Below are 17,231 nucleotides of genomic sequence, written 5' to 3'. Positions count from 1 at the left end.
CAAACTTCATGATGTTCTCATCGCTGTAGGAATAAATACCGCATGAGTGGCCTTGCCCCTGATACGCCTGAATGGCGTTGGTCATGGCAATAGCGCCGTCAATGTCTTTCACCGTGTAGAAAGCCATCACAACAGACATCTTCTCGCCAGAGAAGGGGTACTCTGGGCCGGCGCCGGTTTCTGGCACGATTAGGAAGGTCTTGCCTTCGGGCAGGTCAATACCCGACATTTCAGCCAGAACGCTAGCGGGCTGAGCAACGATACGTGCCGCGATGTGACCATCTTCCCAAATGATACTCTGCAACTTAGCTTTCTCTTCAGCGTTACAGATATAGCCGCCCTGGGCTTGCAGTTTTTCAAGCAGCGCGTCGACGTTTGATTCAAAGGCGATAACCGCGTTGTCTGAAGAGCAGGATGCCGCCAGATCCAAGGTTTTAGAAATACGGATTTTTTCAGCTGCTTCGTCTAGGTCTGCAGTGTCATCAACAGTGATAACCGCATTACCTGCGCCCACACCCAGTGCTGGGGTGCCGCTTGAGTATGCAGATTTAACCATTGGCGCGCCGCCGGTAGCCAGAATACGGTCGCACTGCTTCATCAATTCAGCAGTGCCTTCCATCGACGGGCTGTCCATAGAAATAACCAAATCCTCGGGAGCACCGCAGGCCTTAAGCGCGCCGCGCATCAAATCGCAGATCATCTTATTGGTTAGCTTAGAGCGCGGGTGCGGCGCAACAATAATCGAATTACGACCTTTAATGGCAGAGATTGCCTTAATCACCGGCGTCGCTTCTGGGTTGGTGCAAGGCGTTAATGCGCCGATAACACCAACTGGCTTAGCGATTTTAACGATATTGCGTTCTTTGTCTTCTTCCAGCACGCCCACTGACTTGTCATTGATAATATCGAACAGTGCGGCGCGAGTTTTTTTGAATATTTTCAGGAACTTGCCGTCATAGTTACCAAGCTGGGTCTCTTCTACCGTGAACTTAGCAATTTTCTCAGCAACGTCTTGACGGGCAACAGACCACACCATAGCGGTGATCAGTTCGTCGACTTGCTCTTGGCTATAATCGGCAATCTGAGCTTGCGCGGCGCGCGAGCGGGCAATCAGAGACTGCACAAGTTGCGCCTCTTCTGTAGTAGCAACGGCGGTTTCAGCGGCCATGGTATCTCTCCGGGTTATTTTTGTGGCTTACAATAGCTCAGCTGGCTCACGTCCAGCTGCGCATAAATAGGGCAACCATATAAACACAGTTAGGAATCCGGTAGGATTGATTATATTGCCGACTTGATGGATTATATTGCGCATAGACTTTGGTCTACACATTACTCGAAAATTAGAAAAAAACCCCTTAAATCCAAAGGCTTAACATGCCCATTACCTCAGATTGGCCACTACCACCTCAGGGTATTCGCTTCCTCACACCGCAATTTGTGCAAACTCAGCTGGCCGCCCACCCCTTAACCGAGGGTTTGTACCCCCTTGCCATGGGCTATTACCCCGCCGCTTTTGGCCACCGCATGCAGCGCCAACAACACGACAGCCATCTACTTATTTACTGCATTGCCGGCAAAGGCACTTTAATGTGCGACGACAAACACTACCGCATCAATAGCGGCGATATTATTCTGCTGCCACCAGATCATCCTCACGCTTACAAAGCCGACGCCAAAGACCCATGGACAATTTACTGGCTACATTTTCAAGGTAAGCTCGCTGCGGATTTTTACCAACACATTCAACTCAGCAGCCCCTGCGTGAATATTGGCGTGCAACCGCGAGTGGTACGCATTTTTGACGGCCTTTCTGAGCTGCGCCGCAGCGCCTATCAATTTGCCGAATTTATGCAGGGTGGCCATCAACTGCAGGCGCTGCTCAGCTACATCGCCTTATTAGTACGCCAACAACGCCCGCAAAGCGGTAAGGCCTTAAACTGGGAGCGACTGCGCGCCACCATGCAGGAGCATATTCACGGCCAGCTCAACCTCGACGAACTGGCGGCAGGCGCCAAATTATCGAAGTACCACTTCACCAAAAAGTTTAAAGCCCACACCGGCCAGTCGCCAATTCAGTATTTTATTAATATGAAAATTCAGCGAGCCTGCTATTTACTCGACAGCACCAGCCAATCGGTCAAACAGGTAGCCGGCGCAGTGGGTTACGACGACGCTTATTATTTTTCTCGGCTATTTAAAAAGACCATTGGCCTCGCACCTAGCGAATATCGCCAGCACCGCCGCAGTTAACACGCTTAAAAAATCTCGCCGCCCATCACGGTCACTGCCTGCCCCGACAAAATCACTTTGTCGCCAGCAATTGCCACCCCAACTTCACCGCCACGAGTAGATAGCTGCCTGCCCCGCATAGTCTCACGGCCCAATTTTTGCGACCAGTAATGCGCCAAAGCGCAATGGGCGGAGCCCGTTACTGGGTCTTCATCAATTCCTGCAGCCGGTGCAAAAAACCGCGAAACAAAATCCACCTGATTCCCACCCCCGCCACCGGTCTTGGCAGTTACAATCAAACCCCGCGCTGGCAGGGCAGAAACCGCAGCGAGGTCTGGTATAAAACTCTGCACTGTTGCGACATCAGCCAGTTCTATGAGCAAATCCTCGCCAGCGCGACACGTCGCGAGAATATTATCCGCCACACCACGCAATTGCGTATCGTCAGCAAGAGGCTGAGTCACCACGAGGGGAAATTCCAGCGCGATGCCATCGGCGAGCAAACTAGCAGCCAGCTCACCACTGCGAGTTTCGAAACGCAGAGCAGTGCTGGCAATAGCACACTGCTGCCACAGCACATGGGCGGCCGCCAATGTTGCGTGACCACAGAGATTGACCTCGGTCAGCGGTGTGAACCAGCGTAAGCTATAACGACCGTCAGGCAATAATCGTAAATACGTAGTCTCAGACAAATTAAACTCAGCGGCCAAAGACTGCATCTCCGCATCTGACATTTCGCCCTCAAGCAAACACACCGCGGCGGGGTTACCCGCAAACCGCTCAGAACTAAAAGCATCAACAACGTAATATTTCATAATTTCAATCCTAATGAATATTCCACCACCACTCCCGTTCCTGAGCGCTTATTCCGCTCTCGCCCGCAAGTAATATTATTATCACCGCCAGCACGACTGCGACGAACAAGGTATTAGCCAAATACGATAATAGCGGTACGCTTTTTAAATAGTAAAAAAGTGGCTTTAACGTCTTCATTACTGACTCCTTTCCGCGTCATCCGTGCAGCGACTTGCACGACCCCAGATTAGCGCGACACGGAAAACCATAACAGATACACTATTTTTATTTTGATGCAGTACAGACCAACATTATAAGTATCTGTTATGCATAACAGCTCCCACGAGGAAAGCTCAATGCCACCACGCTACCGGCAAATTGCCAGTCAGATCGCCAAGCATATAGAACAAGGTCAGCTCAAAATTGGTAACAAGCTGCCCGGCGTGCGCCAAGCCAGTGAAGCCCACGGTGTCAGCCTGTCTACCGCGCTGGCCGCTTACCGCTATTTGGAGCAGGAACAATATATCGAGGCGCGGCCTCGCTCCGGCTTTTATATTAAAGCTCGCTTTGAAAACATGGTGTGTTGCCCTAGCGAATCTCGGCCCAATACTAAACCCACCCTCATCGGTAGCCAACAACGGGTAATGCAGGTCATATCTGCAGCCAACCGACCTAATATGCTGCGCTTGGGAGCTACTGTTCCCGATGCCAGCTTTTTACCCGTAACCGCGCTTGAGCGCGCTTTAGCAAGCGCGGCCCGCCACCCCCACTGCCGCGGCAATGGTTATGAGTTTCCACCAGGCTATTTAGGCTTGCGCCAACAACTTGCCAAACGCATGAATGCGCTCGGCTGCCAACTACAAGCCGACGACATCACCATTACTCAAGGCTGCCAAGAAGCTTTATATCTGGCCCTAAAAGTTACTTGTAAAGCGGGCGATATTGTTGCGTTAGAATCACCGCTGTTTTACGGGCTGCTTCAGATAATTGACTCACTTGGGCTACAAGCCCTAGAAATACCCACTGACCCTCAGCACGGCATTTCTCTAGAAGCCTTGCAGTTAGCAATTGAAAAATGGCCAGTCAAAGCCTGTATTGTGGTCACCAACTTTAGCAACCCCACCGGCGCCACATTAAGTGATACCCGCAAAGGAGACTTGGTGGCCATGCTCAGCGCCGCGCACATTCCACTGATTGAAGATGATATATACGGTGAATTGAGTTTTGAGCAACAGCGCCCTGGAATTGCCAAGTATCATGACAACGCCAGCGATGTGTTGTATTGCTCCTCGCTATCGAAATCGCTCTCGCCTGGCCTGCGAATCGGCTGGATCGCCGGTGGCAAATACAGCGAAGAGCTGAACTACCAAAAATTTACCCTAAATGCCGCCAGTGCAACCATTCCCCAATTAGCTGCCGAGCGCCTACTGCTCAGCGGCGAATACGACCGTCATCTGCACCGTATGCGCGCCGCACTGGCCACCTCAACGGCGCGCATCCGAGAAGCCTTAGCGCGGCATATGCCTAACGGCACCCAAATAACGCAACCTCGTGGTGGCTATGCGCTGTGGCTGGAGCTTCCCAAGCAGGTCGACACATTATTGTTAGCCGAACAGGCACTAGCAAAAAATATCAGTATTGCCGCTGGCCCACTGTTTACCGCCAGCGAGAAATATCGCCACTGCTTGCGAATTTCCTGTGCCTGTCCATGGAATTTACAATTAGAGCAAGGCCTAGCCACGCTGGGCGCACTGGCCCGCGCGCAATGCGACTAAGCCCTTACGACGCATTCAACAATTCATTGAGCAAACGCGGCAATTCAATACTCGCCAGCCCATACCGAGTTTCTGAAAATGCCGATTGCAGCGCTGAGGGTTCGAGATTCACTTCTATGGTATGAGCGCCAACACTCGCCGCGGCTTGCACGAACCCTGCCGCGGGATAAACATTGCCCGAGGTACCCACTGCAATAAACAAATCACACTGCTCCAGGGCGGTGTAAATCTCATCCATTCCCAAGGGCATCTCGCCAAACCAGACGATGTGCGGGCGCAGGCCGCCGCGAAGCCCGCAACAGGCGCAGCGAGCCTCGGTACTGATATCGGTGTCGATTGGATAGACCACACCGCTATAGCTGCAATGCATTTTGAGTAATTCGCCGTGCATATGAATAAGTTTTTGCGAGCCCGCGCGCTCGTGAAGATCATCAATGTTTTGAGTAACGAGTAAAAATTCACCGCTAAATTTTTTCTCAAATTCAGCAAGCGCTACATGAGCGGGATTTACCGCTACCTCTGCGCTTAATAATTGGCGGCGGCGCTCATTGTAGAAACGCTGCACTAACTCTGGGTTGGCAGCAAAACCCTCTGGGGTCGCCACGTCTTCAACTCGGTGCTCCTCCCAAAGGCCATCTGCCGCACGAAAAGTCTTAATACCCGACTCTGCGGAAATTCCCGCACCGGTCAATACCACTACCCGCTGATACGTCATACTTATATCCGACCCCAAAACCAAGGCCGCTGGCTGAGCACATAGGTCTGCTCAAATTCAGCGCCTGATTTAATGATGTAAAGAATAAACTCAACAAAGGCAATTATCGCTATAGCGAGGGAAGGCAAACCCGCCAGAACAAAACCAAACAGAAAGGCCAGCGCCATAATCACCCCCTGTTTGGTATAGCCCAAGTAAAATTTATGAACGCCAAACACCCCAAAGAAAAATGCGAACAATGCCGTCTTTAAAATCGAGTACCGTCCCTTTCATTAATGAATGCCTTTTCTTGGTGGTTTATTACAATAGATGTTGTGAGCACAAACTAAATCAACGCTTTCTGCCAAAAGCTCGCCGCGCCCTGCTCCGGATCGAGCTGGTATGGCGCGAAGCCACAACGCTCGTACACTCGCTGCGCGCCGATATTATTCGCCAACACCTCCAGTGTCATTTTGCAGTAAGCATGACGCCGCGCATACGCTTCAAGCTGTGTAATCATTTGTGCGCTCAAGCCCTGACCACGGTATTCGGGCAAGACCATCACGTCGTGAATATTGAGCAGCGGCTGGCACTTAAACGTTGAGAAGCCGCGCAGCGCGGTGAGCAGTGCCACCGCGCTGTCGCCGTCAAAGGCCAACAAGCTAATGGCGCCAACTTCACTGGCGAGAGCATCACACAAATTCGCCAATACCGCGTCGGGCAATGCTTCGCCGCCACCCATAGGGTCTAAAGCATACGCTGCCATTAACTTCACAATCCCAGCTCTATCTTGGGGGTTTTGGTAATCGGCAATTTCAATCTTCATAAAACAGACCAATACTCAATTTAGCTTTGCTGCATCGGCGCCAGGCCCTAGGGGCTGACCATAACTGAATTCCACAAAGTTACCGTCGGGATCGCGCAGGCCACAGTAATAGCCAACAGGATAAGGTTCTTCTCGTGTAGCCCATGCGAGTATGCCATCCAAATCTGCTTGTTCGGCAATGGCGTCCACCGCAGCGCGACTAGGCAGCGCAAAGCCCAAATGCGAAAAATCAGTATCGAGCTGCTTACGGCCTGGGCCACCTGGTAGCAACACTAAAATAAACTCCTGCTCACGGCCCTCTTCGGCCAGCCAAACAACCTCGCCCCCCGCCTTATTTTCACGCTGATGGATTAATTTTAGACCCGCATAATCTTGGTAAAAAGTTATACAGGCGTCTAGGTCAGAAACATGTAGCGCGATATGAGTCAAAACAGCAGACATAACGACACCTCTTCTAAGTGGAGCACATTGCCAATCAGACTAACAAATGCCCACGTCCCTAGTCTAAATACTTGCCGCCTAAACACGACGATCATTAAAGCTTATTGACCAAGCCCCGCAGCTGCCCGCGAAACCACTGTTGCGCAAGATCCCCATCTAATGCAGCCGGCCACATCATCCATATCGGTATCGGCGCAATCGGCAATGGAAATTGAAAACACTGTAAATCAAACGCCCCTGCGTAAATTTTCTGAATTCGCGACGGCATCACTGCGAGATAATCTGTGGCCGCTACCACCGGCAACATACTGGAAAAATTCTGCACCTGCGCCGCTTTTTTACGCGGCAGGGGCTTACCGCCCAAAGCCTGCTCTAACTGACTCCGCTCGCGGCTGCGCTGGGGTAAAAACACATGCTCTTCGGCGAGGTATTGTTCCAGCGAGAGCTCAGTTTGAACCCGCGGATGATCGGCGCTGGCAATCACCACCAAACGCTCCTCGGCGAGTAACTCGCTACAAATATAGTCCTGCGCCAAGGGCAGGTAATCAATAACTACATCGACGTCTATTCGCCGTAAACTAAGGGAATGATCCTGCTCCTGACCGCTAAAGGGCAGGGCCTCTACCGTCAGGCCTGAACCTGCTTGCTGCAACTGGGCCATTAACGGACCAAGGGCGACGGCTTCAAAATAATTATCGCCGAGTAGGCGAAAGCAGCGCTCATCGACACTTGGCTCAAAGTGCTGATCTTTGGCTAGGGCACCACGAATTAAGGCCAGCGCCTCCCTAATTTGAGGGTAAATGGCATGGGCTCGCGGCGTTGGCTGCATTCCTAGACGGCTGCGGATAAATAACTCATCTTTAAAAGTGAGGCGCAGCCGCTGCAGCGCTGCACTCATGGCTGGCTGGCTCATACCCAAGCGATCAGCCGCGCGAGTCATATTCTCTTCATGCATCAGGGCATCGAAGATCGAAAGCAAATTGAGGTCAACGCCGCGTAAATTGAGCATATCAGTTAGGCTTCATTATATTAAATATGGATAATTATTATATATAACATCAAATTTACAAATAACCAAAGATCGCTATGCTGTTAGAACAATAAAGCGCATTAGGAATACAGCCATGGACAAAGTCGTTAGCCTCTCAGTAATTCTATTTATTATTCTGGCCTCCGCGTGGGAGTGGCAGTCGGGCCGCAATAGCAACGGCAAAAAAACCCGCGAAGACTGGGGCATGGCGGTCATTGCCTCGCTAGGCCTTAGCACTATTCAACGCCCCGCGCTGATATTTGCCATCGCCTGGCTTGACACATTACTCGTCCCGCAGTTTCAAGGCGGTCTAAGTTGGCTAGAAGAGGCTTATTTTTGGCCGGTGCTCATTGCCTATATTTTTATTGAAGAGTTATTGCACAGTGGCGCCCATTTCTTTTCCTACGCACGGCGGCCGCGCTGGAAGCCCCTATTTATTTTTCAGCAGCTAAACAAAATCGGCCGCCGCCCTACCACTTCTCGGGTGGTAACGAGGGCCGCGGCGAACTCAGTGTAACCCAAACCTTTGTTGAGCATTGGCTGTTCTGGTTCATCATGCCCAATTTCCGGTTCCAGTTTTTGTGTCTTTACTTGGGGCTTACTGAGGTATTTTTGATTGGCACGGCATTCAAGGGCCTGTGGGCAGCCCATAACCACGTTAACTGGAATTACGATTTATATTTTTTGAATCACCCTTGGCCCTGGGTGCGTAAGACCATGCGCGGCCTCTGCCATATTATTACCTTCCCCACCCAGCATCACCATCATCATGCCCGGGGTAAAAATTCTGCGAAGAATATGTGTAATTTATTAGCGCTATACGATTGGCTGCTATTTGGCACCCTTGCGATTGAAACCGAGCGGCCGACTCAATATGGCTGGAAGCAGTCGCCCCAGGAAGAGCACAGCGTTTGGTATCGCTACTTTGCTGTAGACATGAAAAAGCTTGGCTGATATAGCCCTGCGCCGCAAAAGCGCGGAGTGTAACAAGAAATTGCGTCCTTCGAGTACACCACAAAATTACGCACTAGACGGCGTTCAGTGAACGCCACTCATGCGAGCAAGTATTAAACTGCCGCCGGTAATCAAAGACACAATAACAAACAAAATTCCTAATAATTTCAGTGGCCTAAAGGGCTTACGGTCAGTCTCGTTATAACCTTGCTTTAAAAAGGCATCGACCTTAGCTTGGTCTTCTGGGTTGAGCTTATTGTGTTCGTTTTCCATTGGTTCACCACGGTATAGGCATCACCGCACTTTGGCTAACAGCCAAAATAGCAGGCAATAAAAAAGGCGGCATCATTATCGCAAGATGCCGCCTTCTTCTCCAGCTTTACCGCTTAACCCAAATTTAGATAAACGCTTCTTCTGGAATATCCATCAAGCTCGCACTGCCGTTGCGAATAGACTCGCTCAAGCCTTTGGCCTGTGGCAATAGGCGCTGCACAAAGAAGCGTGCGGTGTGCAGCTTCGCTTGCGCAAAGGCTTCGCCCTGCGCGCAGTCACCACTCAATACGGCTTTGCACATCATTGCCCACATATAGGTATAAAGCGTGAAGCCCATAACGTGGAGGAATTCGACCGAAGCCGCGCCAATCGCGTTAGCATCACCATTTTTAGTCTGTTCAAGCACATAAGCAGATAGTGACTCGAGGTTATCTACCGCCTCATTCAGCGGGCTTAGAAACTCGTCCATACCCTGCACCGCCGCAGCTGAAGCGCTAAACTCGCGCATTTCAGCAACTAACAACGCCAAGGTTTGACCGCCGTTAGCAGCAATCTTACGACCCATTAAGTCCAGTGCTTGAATACCGTTGGTGCCTTCATAAATCTGGCTAATACGCACATCACGCACCAACTGCTCCATACCCCATTCGCGCACATAGCCGTGGCCACCAAAAATCTGTTGGCCGTGCACAGTGCCTTCAAGGCCTTTATCGGTAAGAAATGCTTTGGCTACTGGGGTTAGCAATTCAACCATAGCCGCACCACGCTCTTGGGTGTCGCCACTGGCAAATTTAGACAAATCCAATTGCTTGCCAACGTATACCGCAAAAGCGCGCCCTGCTTCTACATAGGCTTTTTGGGTGAGCAGCATGCGGCGTACATCGGGGTGCACAATGATCGGATCTGCGGCGCCATCTTTATTCACGGGGCCAGATGGCGCGCGGCTTTGAGTGCGCTCGCGAGCGTAGATAGAAGACCATTGATACGCCGCCTCGGCCGCGCTCAAGCCCTGAATACCCACCGATAAACGCTCGTAGTTCATCATGGTGAACATACCCTGCAGGCCGCGATTGATTTCACCAACCAAATAGCCTTCAGCGCCGTCGAAGTTCATTACGCAGGTCGCTGACGCATTAATACCCATTTTGTGTTCAATGCTGCCGCAGCTCACGCCGTTGGCCTCGCCCAGGCTACCATCGTCGTTAACTTTAAACTTTGGTACCAAGAAAAGAGAAATACCTTTAGAACCGGCTGGGGCGTCTGGCAGTTTCCCCAACACCAAATGGATGACGTTCTCGGTCAAATCCTGGTCGCCGCCGGTGATAAAAATCTTGGTACCGCTAACGCTGTAGCTGCCGTCAGCTTGGGGCACCGCCTTGGTCCGAATCATGCCGAGGTCAGTACCGGCGTGGCTTTCGGTCAAGCACATGGCACCAGCCCATTTGGCCGAATACATGTTTGGCAGAAATTTGGTTTTGAGTTCTTCAGATGCGTGGCTGGCAATCGCCAGTGCTGCGCCCGAGGTCAGCGTTAAATAAAGGCCCATGGCGATATTTGAGGAGTACAGCATCTCTTCAAACAATAGCACCAACATCTTTGGCATGGTCTGGCCACCATACTCTGGCGCACCAGACAGCCCACCCCAGCCGCCGTCAGCCAATTGTTTAAAGGCTTCGGGGTAACCTTTGGGTGTAGTCACGACACCATCTGTCCAAGTCACACCTTCTTCGTGGCCAGGCTGGCTCAAAGGCGCGATCAGGCTCTCGTTAATTTTGGCGCTTTCTTCCAATATGGCATCAGCCAATTCCCGGTTGACGTCTTCCATTGCGGGCATGGTTTGCCAGAGCTGTTCAGCGTGAAAAACATCGTGTAACACAAACTGCATATCGCGTAGGGGAGCTTTATATTCAGGCATTCGGAGTTCCTCTAGACAAGCGGCGACACAAGGTCGCCGCAATCAAAATGGGTTTTTAGTACAAATTAAAATGCAAAGGCATCTTCAGGCATGTCCATCAGGCTATCGGCACCGTTCAGCATCGCAATTTTATGCGACTCAGTACGCGGCAATAGACGCTGATAATAGAAATTGGCAGTTTTCACTTTGGCCTGCAGGAAAGCGTCTTCGGCATCACCATCCAGCGCTACTGATACCATCCGCGCCCACATAAACGCCAGCGACACATAGCCGGCATACATGAGGTAATCAACCGAGGCCGCGCCCACTTCGTCGGCATTGTTCATGGCTTTTTCACCCAATTTACCGGTAATTTCGCCCCACTCTTTATTCAATTCAGCAAGTTTAGTGACAAAAGGCGCCATGCCTGGTTTGTCTTGCTGCTCTTTACAGAAGTTGTGGATGATTTTAGTAAACACCATCAACTGCTTACCACCGCTGCCCATGACCTTACGGCCAAGTAAATCGAGTGCTTGAATACCGGTGGTGCCTTCATACAGAGTAGAGATGCGCAAATCACGAACAATCTGCTCCATGCCCCACTCAGAAATAAAGCCATGACCACCAAAGACCTGCATGCCGTAGTTGGCAGATTCTAGGCCGGTTTCGGTTACAAAGGCCTTGGCGATTGGCGTCAGCAGCTCAGAAAGCTCTTCTGCGTCTTTGCGCGCCTGCTCATCGCCAGAGAAATAGAAGGTATCAACCAATTGCGCAACCCAATAGATAAAGGCGCGGCTGCCTTCAGCAAAGGCCTTTTGGGTGAGCAGCATACGGCGCACATCGGCGTGAACAATCAATGGATCCGCGGGGCCATTCGGGTTTTTCGGGCCACTCAAGGAGCGCATTTGCAGACGATCTTTAGCATAAGCCAGCGCACCTTGGAACGACGCTTCACCGGCGGACAAGCCCTGCAAAGCCGTGCCCAAACGCGCTGAGTTCATCATATGGAACATGGCGTTCAGGCCACGATTTTCTTCGCCAACCAAAAAGCCTTTGGCGCTGTCGAAATTCATCACGCAAGTCGCAGACGCTTTAATGCCCATTTTGTGTTCAATACTGCCGCAGTGCACGCCGTTGCGCTCACCGACTTCACCATTTTCGTCGGGCAGAAACTTCGGTACTACAAACAGTGAAATACCCTTGGTGCCCTCTGGCGCGCCTTCAACCCGTGCCAGAACCAAATGGATGATATTCTCCATCATGTCGTGCTCACCGCCCGAGATAAAAATCTTGGTGCCGGTGACGCTATAACTACCGTCAGCATTGATCTCGGCTTTGGTGCGCAGCAGACCAAGGTCTGAGCCGCAATGAGACTCGGTTAAGCACATGGTGCCGCCCCAAGTACCTTCAGTCATTTTACCTAAATACGTTTCCTGCAATTCATCGCTGGCATAAGCCTCGAGCAAACGCGCGGCGGACTGCGACAAACCGGTATACATACCCCAAGACCAGCAGGCCGAGCTGACCATCTCGGTTACTACCAAACCCAAAGAATTTGGCAAGCCTTGACCACCGAACTGAGGGTTAGCGGTCATCGACGGCCAACCGCCTTCTGCATATTGCTTATAAGCTTCTTTAAAGCCTTTAGGTGTGGTTACGCCGTCTTCCGACCATGTGCAGCCTTCCTGGTCGCCAGGCTGGTTTAATGGAGAAAGCACATTTTCAGAAAACTTGGCGCCTTCACTAATGATCGCGTCCATTAAGTCTTCGCTTACTTCTTCACGAGTAGCGAGACTAGCGAAATGTTTATCGCTCTTGAGTACATCTTTTAACACGAAATTAATATCGCGGAGCGGAGCTGTATATTGCGGCATGGTAATGACCTCATGTGCATGGTAGCCGCGGCAGTGCCTGCCGGGCAATGTTGACAGTGACAACTATAGCGCTTTTATTACGTCTTGCAAGTGTTTTTGGATTTGCCCATAAAGAAAAGCTCAAGCATTTAATGCGCCTAAACTCGATAAACCGTTACAAATCCGAGAATTGAACCCCCAGAATGCAAAAAACCCCGGAAGACCGGGGTTTTTATTCAACATATACTCATTACACTCAGAACTTAGCCACCAAATAAACCACCGAGCAAACTAGCTAACGTGGTCGGATCAGCGACTACACCATTAATAGCATCGGTCACTAACGCTGGATTAGCCAAGTCAGTTAACGTGCCTATTAATGCTTCCTGATCACCCACAACAAGACCGGGCAAAATATTCGTCAAGTCAATTTGAGTGTCAATTGGCTGACTGTCTAACAAACTAATTAAATTCTGTGGCGCAGTTGAAACATCACCACTCGCCAAACCAGTAAGAATGGTAAGTAACTCATCAACACTAGCCGCCCCACCAACACTGCCGGCAAGTCCAGTTAACACATTAATTAAATCCTGTGTTTGCTGAGGCGTTCCTGCCACCAACATATTAACGATGGTTTCCAACTCGCCTTGACTAGCTCCCGATAAGGAATCCAACAGCAGCTGTAACTGCTCTGGGGGATTGCCAGACAACGTTGCAATCACACCAGCCACATCTAATGGATCGGCAACCGTTTCGAACAGAGTTTGCAGTTGCGCAGCAGGATCACCACCACTACTTGGAACGCTAGGATCCATTGCACCAGTGGGTGCCGCGGCGACACAGGTTTCATAGACTTTCACAGCCTCAGTTAAATCAACTGTTAGCAATTGCGCATCAATCACCAATTCGATGCGATCAAAGTCATTTGGTGCGATGAAACCAAGTAGGTACTTCACTTCATTATTTGCCGCAGCGGGATCTGGGAAGCTAAATGCGCCCGGATCAATTGCGGTAGCGGGATCCATTGGATCAAATGCAGGGAACAAAGCATTGTCAGTACGAACAACACCCTGACCAAGCAATGAGATCTCGGTGTTTTCACCGACACCCGCACCGCCATTTTGCACGCCATTTAAGTAAGTTTTAACGCTAATACGACGCGTAATACTTAAATCAACAGTGCTATTGGGAATACTAATAATAAAGCCCGCAACTTGCCCTGAAGCAATTGGCGCTGGCATAGTCACTTGCAAGGTTTGCGAACCCGTTAAGCCCAAACCACCATCGCCAAGTAATGGCGCATCAAGCACACCAATATCATAGTTAATGATCGCAAATGAGGCCAAATCTAGGTCTATTGCATTATCTGCCGAGACTACCGAGCAACCGTCCAACAAAGGAGCGGTCAAATCAGTGATGGTACAAACCAAACCCGTTTCGATTGCAGCTACAGTAGAACCTGCTGGCGCACCGGCAGTACATTCAAAGTTTTCTGCAATTGCCGTAGGATTACACGCTACCGCGTTACCACTATCGTCAACTTCCTGACCTGGATTAGGTAGTGGGCAATTGTCGCTGCTGTTAGGAACGGTGTCGCCGTCGATGTCGTCATCACAAGCGTCGCCAAGTCCGTCGCCATCAAAATCAGTTTGCGCAGTATTTGCAACAGTCGGGCAATTATCAACATCATCTAAAACGTTGTCGGCGTCGTTATCCGCTTCACAAGCATCACCTACACCATTGTTTCCGGCATCGTCTTGATCCAAGTTTGGCACTAAAGGACAGTTATCTGGCCCATCTAGTACGCCGTCACCGTCATCATCGATGTCGCAGGCGTCACCTTCGCCATCACCGTCGGTATCTACCTGGCTCGAATTGGCAACCAATGGGCAGTTATCAGCATTGTCCACTAAGCCGTCGGTATCAGAATCATCACAGGCATCACCAATACCGTTATTGCTAATGGTGTCAGCTTGGTCAAAATTCGCTGTATCAGGGCAGTTGTCATTTATGTCTGCGATTAAATCGCCATCGGCATCTTCCTGACATGCGTCACCAATACCATCTTTGTCTGAATCCGTTTGGTTGGTATTGACGACAAGTGGGCAATTATCCACACCGTTCTCTACACCATCGCCATCTTTATCGGCGTCGCATACATCACCCTTAAGATCAGCATCTAGGTCTTCTTGCCCAGAGTTTGCATTAACACGGCAATTATCAACCGTATCTAGAACGCCATCGGCGTCAGAGTCGTCGCAGGCATCACCAATACCGTCGTTATCCACGTCAGCCTGACTCGCGTTAGCCACAAACGGGCAATTATCGACACCATTTAAGACGCCGTCATTGTCACCATCTGCCTCACAAGCATCACCAGTGCCGTCGTCATCTGAGTCTAACTGATTCTGATTACCAACCAGCGGGCAGTTATCTGCGCCATCGAGCACAGTGTCACCATCGTCGTCGCTATCGCAAACGTCACCCAAGCCATCACTATCTGTGTCTACTTGGTTGGCATTTGAGATTGTTGGGCAATTATCTATCGAATCAACAACACCATCGGAATCGGCGTCTTCACAAACATCACCAGTACCGTTGTTATCGGCATCAGCTTGATCTTCATTCGCTATTAATGGGCAGTTATCGACGGTATTTAGGATGCCATCACCATCGGAGTCATTCTCACAAACATCGCCAATGCCATCATTATCAGAATCGGTCTGCAAGGAGTTCGGCACCAAAGGGCAGTTGTCAGTGCTGTCATTAACACCATCACCATCGTCATCAATATCACAGGCATCACCAGCACCATCATCATCGGTATCGCGCTGGTTAACATTGCTTATCGCTGGGCAGTTATCAACACTATCAAGCACTGAATCGCCATCACGGTCTTCACATGCATCACCGATACCGTCGGTGTCACTATCTTCTTGCAGAGGGTTGCTTACTAGCGGGCAGTTGTCGGTCGTATCGGCGATATTGTCATTATCATCGTCGGTATCACAGGCATTACCTTGACTGTCGTTATCAGTATTGCGCTGATCTAAATTCGCTATTGATGGGCAGTTATCCGCTGAATCAACCACGCCGTCGCCGTCAGTGTCAATTTGCGCACTGTTACTGCCGCTCGGCTGTGATCGTGAATTACCGTCGTTAGCCTTTTTACACCCCACCAACTGGAAGCTAGCGGCCATTACAATCAATAATGCCGCCAAATACCGCTGTATTTGCATTGCCCTACTCCTTAAAGCCATTTAAATAATTATCGAGTGCTTAAGCTAAATTCAACTCGGCGATTTATAGCCCGCCCTTCCGGCGTAGCATTGGTAACAAGAGGCATTGCCTCACCGTAACCCTTGGCACTTACCCGCGATGTTGCAATACCATGGCTTATTAGAAACTGCCGAACTGCAGTTGCTCGCTTTTGCGACAAGCCTAAATTATATGCATCACTACCAACATTATCGGTATGCCCAGCCACTTCCAGCTGAATATTCTTTTGCGAGTTTAAGAATTCAGTGGCAGCCATCAGCGTTTGCTCACCAAGAGGCGTGAGTTCAGCCGAGTTAGTGTGAAAAGTAATATTTTTAATTGCGAGGCTTTGCTGTTCTATGGCACAGCCAGTGCTATCAACTCGAACCCCGGGAAGGGTATTCGGACATTGATCGTATTCATCAACAATATGGTCGCCATCACTATCTTTAGGCTTAACTTGCACCTGCTGATAGATAATTTTTTCCCGCACAACCTCGCGCGTCGTACTACGATGCCCTAATGCAATTTCCAATCCCAAACCAAAACGAATATCGCTCATACCATTTAGGTAATCGTCTTGTACGTAGCGAGCTTCACCGCGATAACGCAGCCACTGATAGTCTAAAATACGACCAACAAAACCTACGCCAGCATTAAAATAAATCGAATCTTCATCGAGAAAATCGGGTACTACATCATTTTGTGCAGCGCCCACACCAATCAACAGAAAGGGCGTAAACGTTTCTCGGTCATTAAAACCGTATTGTAAATCGACGCCAAACCCAGATTGATAAAAATCACTGCCGTTTCCATCACCCGTTTCGAAGGTATTATCAAAATACACACCCTCTATGTACAGGCGCTCATTTATCGGGTAACCAATACCAAGCTGCCAACCATTACTGCTGGAATCGACATTACGGTTACTATCGACATTACTCAAAGTGCCTAAAGCATAGATGTGAGGAACGGCCGCCGGCTGTTCAGCAATCGCAGCGGCGGGCAGGGACATAAAAAAAGCACAACCAATAGATATGAGGGTACGAAAACGATCTAAACTCATCTGTTATCCCCGTTAAACAGAGCGTAAATTACGCCCCAAAGCTACATTTTTATAGGATCTGTTTTAGAGAAATCCAATTAGTTTAACTGCAAGCTTCGTTACTAATTAATAACGATGTTAATTAGTCAATATGGCGTAACGAT

Annotated in this window: 17 protein-coding genes; 4 read left to right on the top strand and 13 right to left on the bottom strand. The window is 50.1% G+C overall.

The window, feature by feature from the left end:
* Positions 1-1,168: aldehyde dehydrogenase family protein (locus P1U47_RS17350; protein ID WP_301030484.1), on the bottom strand; the 1,168-nt coding region annotated here is incomplete at its 3' end.
* A gap of 206 nt (positions 1,169-1,374) precedes the next feature.
* Here P1U47_RS17350 and P1U47_RS17345 point away from each other — a divergent pair.
* A complete protein-coding gene (locus P1U47_RS17345; RefSeq protein ID WP_301030483.1) occupies positions 1,375-2,250 on the top strand; it encodes an AraC family transcriptional regulator in 876 nt (291 codons plus the stop codon).
* Between the two features lie 5 nt (positions 2,251-2,255).
* Here P1U47_RS17345 and P1U47_RS17340 read toward each other — a convergent pair whose 3' ends face one another.
* Both P1U47_RS17340 and P1U47_RS17335 read right to left on the bottom strand, forming a co-directional pair.
* Positions 2,256-3,044: a PhzF family phenazine biosynthesis isomerase gene (locus P1U47_RS17340; protein WP_301030482.1), complete on the bottom strand. Its 789-nt coding sequence runs from the start codon at positions 3,042-3,044 to the stop codon at positions 2,256-2,258.
* Positions 3,045-3,054: 10 nt separating this feature from the next.
* On the bottom strand, positions 3,055-3,222 hold the full coding sequence (locus tag P1U47_RS17335) for a hypothetical protein (RefSeq protein WP_301030481.1): 168 nt from the start codon (positions 3,220-3,222) through the stop codon (positions 3,055-3,057).
* A gap of 158 nt (positions 3,223-3,380) precedes the next feature.
* Between P1U47_RS17335 and P1U47_RS17330 the strand changes: the two genes are divergently transcribed.
* Positions 3,381-4,799: a PLP-dependent aminotransferase family protein gene (locus P1U47_RS17330; protein ID WP_301030480.1), complete on the top strand. Its 1,419-nt coding sequence runs from the start codon at positions 3,381-3,383 to the stop codon at positions 4,797-4,799.
* 4 nt (positions 4,800-4,803) lie between these two features.
* Here the strand turns inward: P1U47_RS17330 and cobB are convergent, their stop codons facing one another.
* The 5 genes from cobB to P1U47_RS17305 all read right to left on the bottom strand — a co-directional run bounded on the left by cobB (position 4,804) and on the right by P1U47_RS17305 (position 7,769).
* Positions 4,804-5,514: a Sir2 family NAD+-dependent deacetylase gene (gene cobB / locus P1U47_RS17325; RefSeq protein ID WP_301030479.1), complete on the bottom strand. Its 711-nt coding sequence runs from the start codon at positions 5,512-5,514 to the stop codon at positions 4,804-4,806.
* A 2-nt stretch (positions 5,515-5,516) separates the two neighbouring features.
* Positions 5,517-5,768 (bottom strand): NINE protein, encoded by a 252-nt coding sequence (locus tag P1U47_RS17320; protein WP_301030485.1) that lies wholly within the window; start codon positions 5,766-5,768, stop codon positions 5,517-5,519.
* A gap of 71 nt (positions 5,769-5,839) precedes the next feature.
* Entirely contained in the window at positions 5,840-6,319 is a 480-nt protein-coding gene (locus P1U47_RS17315; RefSeq protein WP_301030478.1) for a GNAT family N-acetyltransferase, read from the bottom strand.
* Positions 6,320-6,334: 15 nt separating this feature from the next.
* A complete protein-coding gene (locus tag P1U47_RS17310) occupies positions 6,335-6,760 on the bottom strand; it encodes a VOC family protein (RefSeq protein ID WP_301030477.1) in 426 nt (141 codons plus the stop codon).
* A 94-nt stretch (positions 6,761-6,854) separates the two neighbouring features.
* Positions 6,855-7,769: a LysR substrate-binding domain-containing protein gene (locus P1U47_RS17305; protein ID WP_301030476.1), complete on the bottom strand. Its 915-nt coding sequence runs from the start codon at positions 7,767-7,769 to the stop codon at positions 6,855-6,857.
* Positions 7,770-7,884: 115 nt separating this feature from the next.
* On the opposite strand from P1U47_RS17305, the gene P1U47_RS17300 reads away from it, so the two are divergent.
* Both P1U47_RS17300 and P1U47_RS17295 read left to right on the top strand, forming a co-directional pair.
* A complete protein-coding gene (locus P1U47_RS17300; RefSeq protein WP_301030475.1) occupies positions 7,885-8,307 on the top strand; it encodes a hypothetical protein in 423 nt (140 codons plus the stop codon).
* A gap of 38 nt (positions 8,308-8,345) precedes the next feature.
* A complete protein-coding gene (locus P1U47_RS17295; RefSeq protein WP_301030474.1) occupies positions 8,346-8,744 on the top strand; it encodes a hypothetical protein in 399 nt (132 codons plus the stop codon).
* An 84-nt stretch (positions 8,745-8,828) separates the two neighbouring features.
* Here P1U47_RS17295 and P1U47_RS17290 read toward each other — a convergent pair whose 3' ends face one another.
* The 5 genes from P1U47_RS17290 to P1U47_RS17270 all read right to left on the bottom strand — a co-directional run bounded on the left by P1U47_RS17290 (position 8,829) and on the right by P1U47_RS17270 (position 17,088).
* Positions 8,829-9,017 (bottom strand): DUF3094 family protein, encoded by a 189-nt coding sequence (locus P1U47_RS17290; RefSeq protein ID WP_301030473.1) that lies wholly within the window; start codon positions 9,015-9,017, stop codon positions 8,829-8,831.
* A gap of 124 nt (positions 9,018-9,141) precedes the next feature.
* Complete coding sequence (locus tag P1U47_RS17285; protein WP_301030472.1) at positions 9,142-10,932, bottom strand: acyl-CoA dehydrogenase C-terminal domain-containing protein; 1,791 nt, start codon at positions 10,930-10,932, stop codon at positions 9,142-9,144.
* 65 nt (positions 10,933-10,997) lie between these two features.
* On the bottom strand, positions 10,998-12,785 hold the full coding sequence (locus tag P1U47_RS17280; protein ID WP_301030471.1) for an acyl-CoA dehydrogenase C-terminal domain-containing protein: 1,788 nt from the start codon (positions 12,783-12,785) through the stop codon (positions 10,998-11,000).
* A gap of 242 nt (positions 12,786-13,027) precedes the next feature.
* On the bottom strand, positions 13,028-16,003 hold the full coding sequence (locus P1U47_RS17275; protein WP_301030470.1) for a thrombospondin type 3 repeat-containing protein: 2,976 nt from the start codon (positions 16,001-16,003) through the stop codon (positions 13,028-13,030).
* A gap of 29 nt (positions 16,004-16,032) precedes the next feature.
* The gene (locus P1U47_RS17270) at positions 16,033-17,088 is read right to left on the bottom strand and encodes an OmpA family protein (RefSeq protein ID WP_301030469.1); all 1,056 of its coding nucleotides are present in this window, start codon (positions 17,086-17,088) and stop codon (positions 16,033-16,035) included.
* Between the last annotated feature and the right edge of the window lie 143 nt (positions 17,089-17,231).

The organism is Zhongshania sp., from assembly GCF_029212375.1.
GTDB lineage: Bacteria > Pseudomonadota > Gammaproteobacteria > Pseudomonadales > Spongiibacteraceae > Spongiibacter.
Note: the sequence above shows the minus strand (reverse complement) of the source record. Positions and strands in the feature narration are given on the sequence as shown.

Coding starts and splice junctions, on each gene's coding strand:
- P1U47_RS17270 (WP_301030469.1), bottom strand. CDS start 17,088: ATGAGTTTAGATCGTTTTCGTACCCTCATATCTATTGGTTGTGCTTTT.
- P1U47_RS17345 (WP_301030483.1), top strand. CDS start 1,375: ATGCCCATTACCTCAGATTGGCCACTACCACCTCAGGGTATTCGCTTC.
- P1U47_RS17340 (WP_301030482.1), bottom strand. CDS start 3,044: ATGAAATATTACGTTGTTGATGCTTTTAGTTCTGAGCGGTTTGCGGGT.
- P1U47_RS17295 (WP_301030474.1), top strand. CDS start 8,346: ATGCCCAATTTCCGGTTCCAGTTTTTGTGTCTTTACTTGGGGCTTACT.
- cobB (WP_301030479.1), bottom strand. CDS start 5,514: ATGACGTATCAGCGGGTAGTGGTATTGACCGGTGCGGGAATTTCCGCA.
- P1U47_RS17285 (WP_301030472.1), bottom strand. CDS start 10,932: ATGCCTGAATATAAAGCTCCCCTACGCGATATGCAGTTTGTGTTACAC.
- P1U47_RS17275 (WP_301030470.1), bottom strand. CDS start 16,003: ATGCAAATACAGCGGTATTTGGCGGCATTATTGATTGTAATGGCCGCT.
- P1U47_RS17300 (WP_301030475.1), top strand. CDS start 7,885: ATGGACAAAGTCGTTAGCCTCTCAGTAATTCTATTTATTATTCTGGCC.
- P1U47_RS17280 (WP_301030471.1), bottom strand. CDS start 12,785: ATGCCGCAATATACAGCTCCGCTCCGCGATATTAATTTCGTGTTAAAA.
- P1U47_RS17305 (WP_301030476.1), bottom strand. CDS start 7,769: ATGCTCAATTTACGCGGCGTTGACCTCAATTTGCTTTCGATCTTCGAT.
- P1U47_RS17310 (WP_301030477.1), bottom strand. CDS start 6,760: ATGTCTGCTGTTTTGACTCATATCGCGCTACATGTTTCTGACCTAGAC.
- P1U47_RS17315 (WP_301030478.1), bottom strand. CDS start 6,319: ATGAAGATTGAAATTGCCGATTACCAAAACCCCCAAGATAGAGCTGGG.
- P1U47_RS17330 (WP_301030480.1), top strand. CDS start 3,381: ATGCCACCACGCTACCGGCAAATTGCCAGTCAGATCGCCAAGCATATA.
- P1U47_RS17335 (WP_301030481.1), bottom strand. CDS start 3,222: ATGAAGACGTTAAAGCCACTTTTTTACTATTTAAAAAGCGTACCGCTA.
- P1U47_RS17290 (WP_301030473.1), bottom strand. CDS start 9,017: ATGGAAAACGAACACAATAAGCTCAACCCAGAAGACCAAGCTAAGGTC.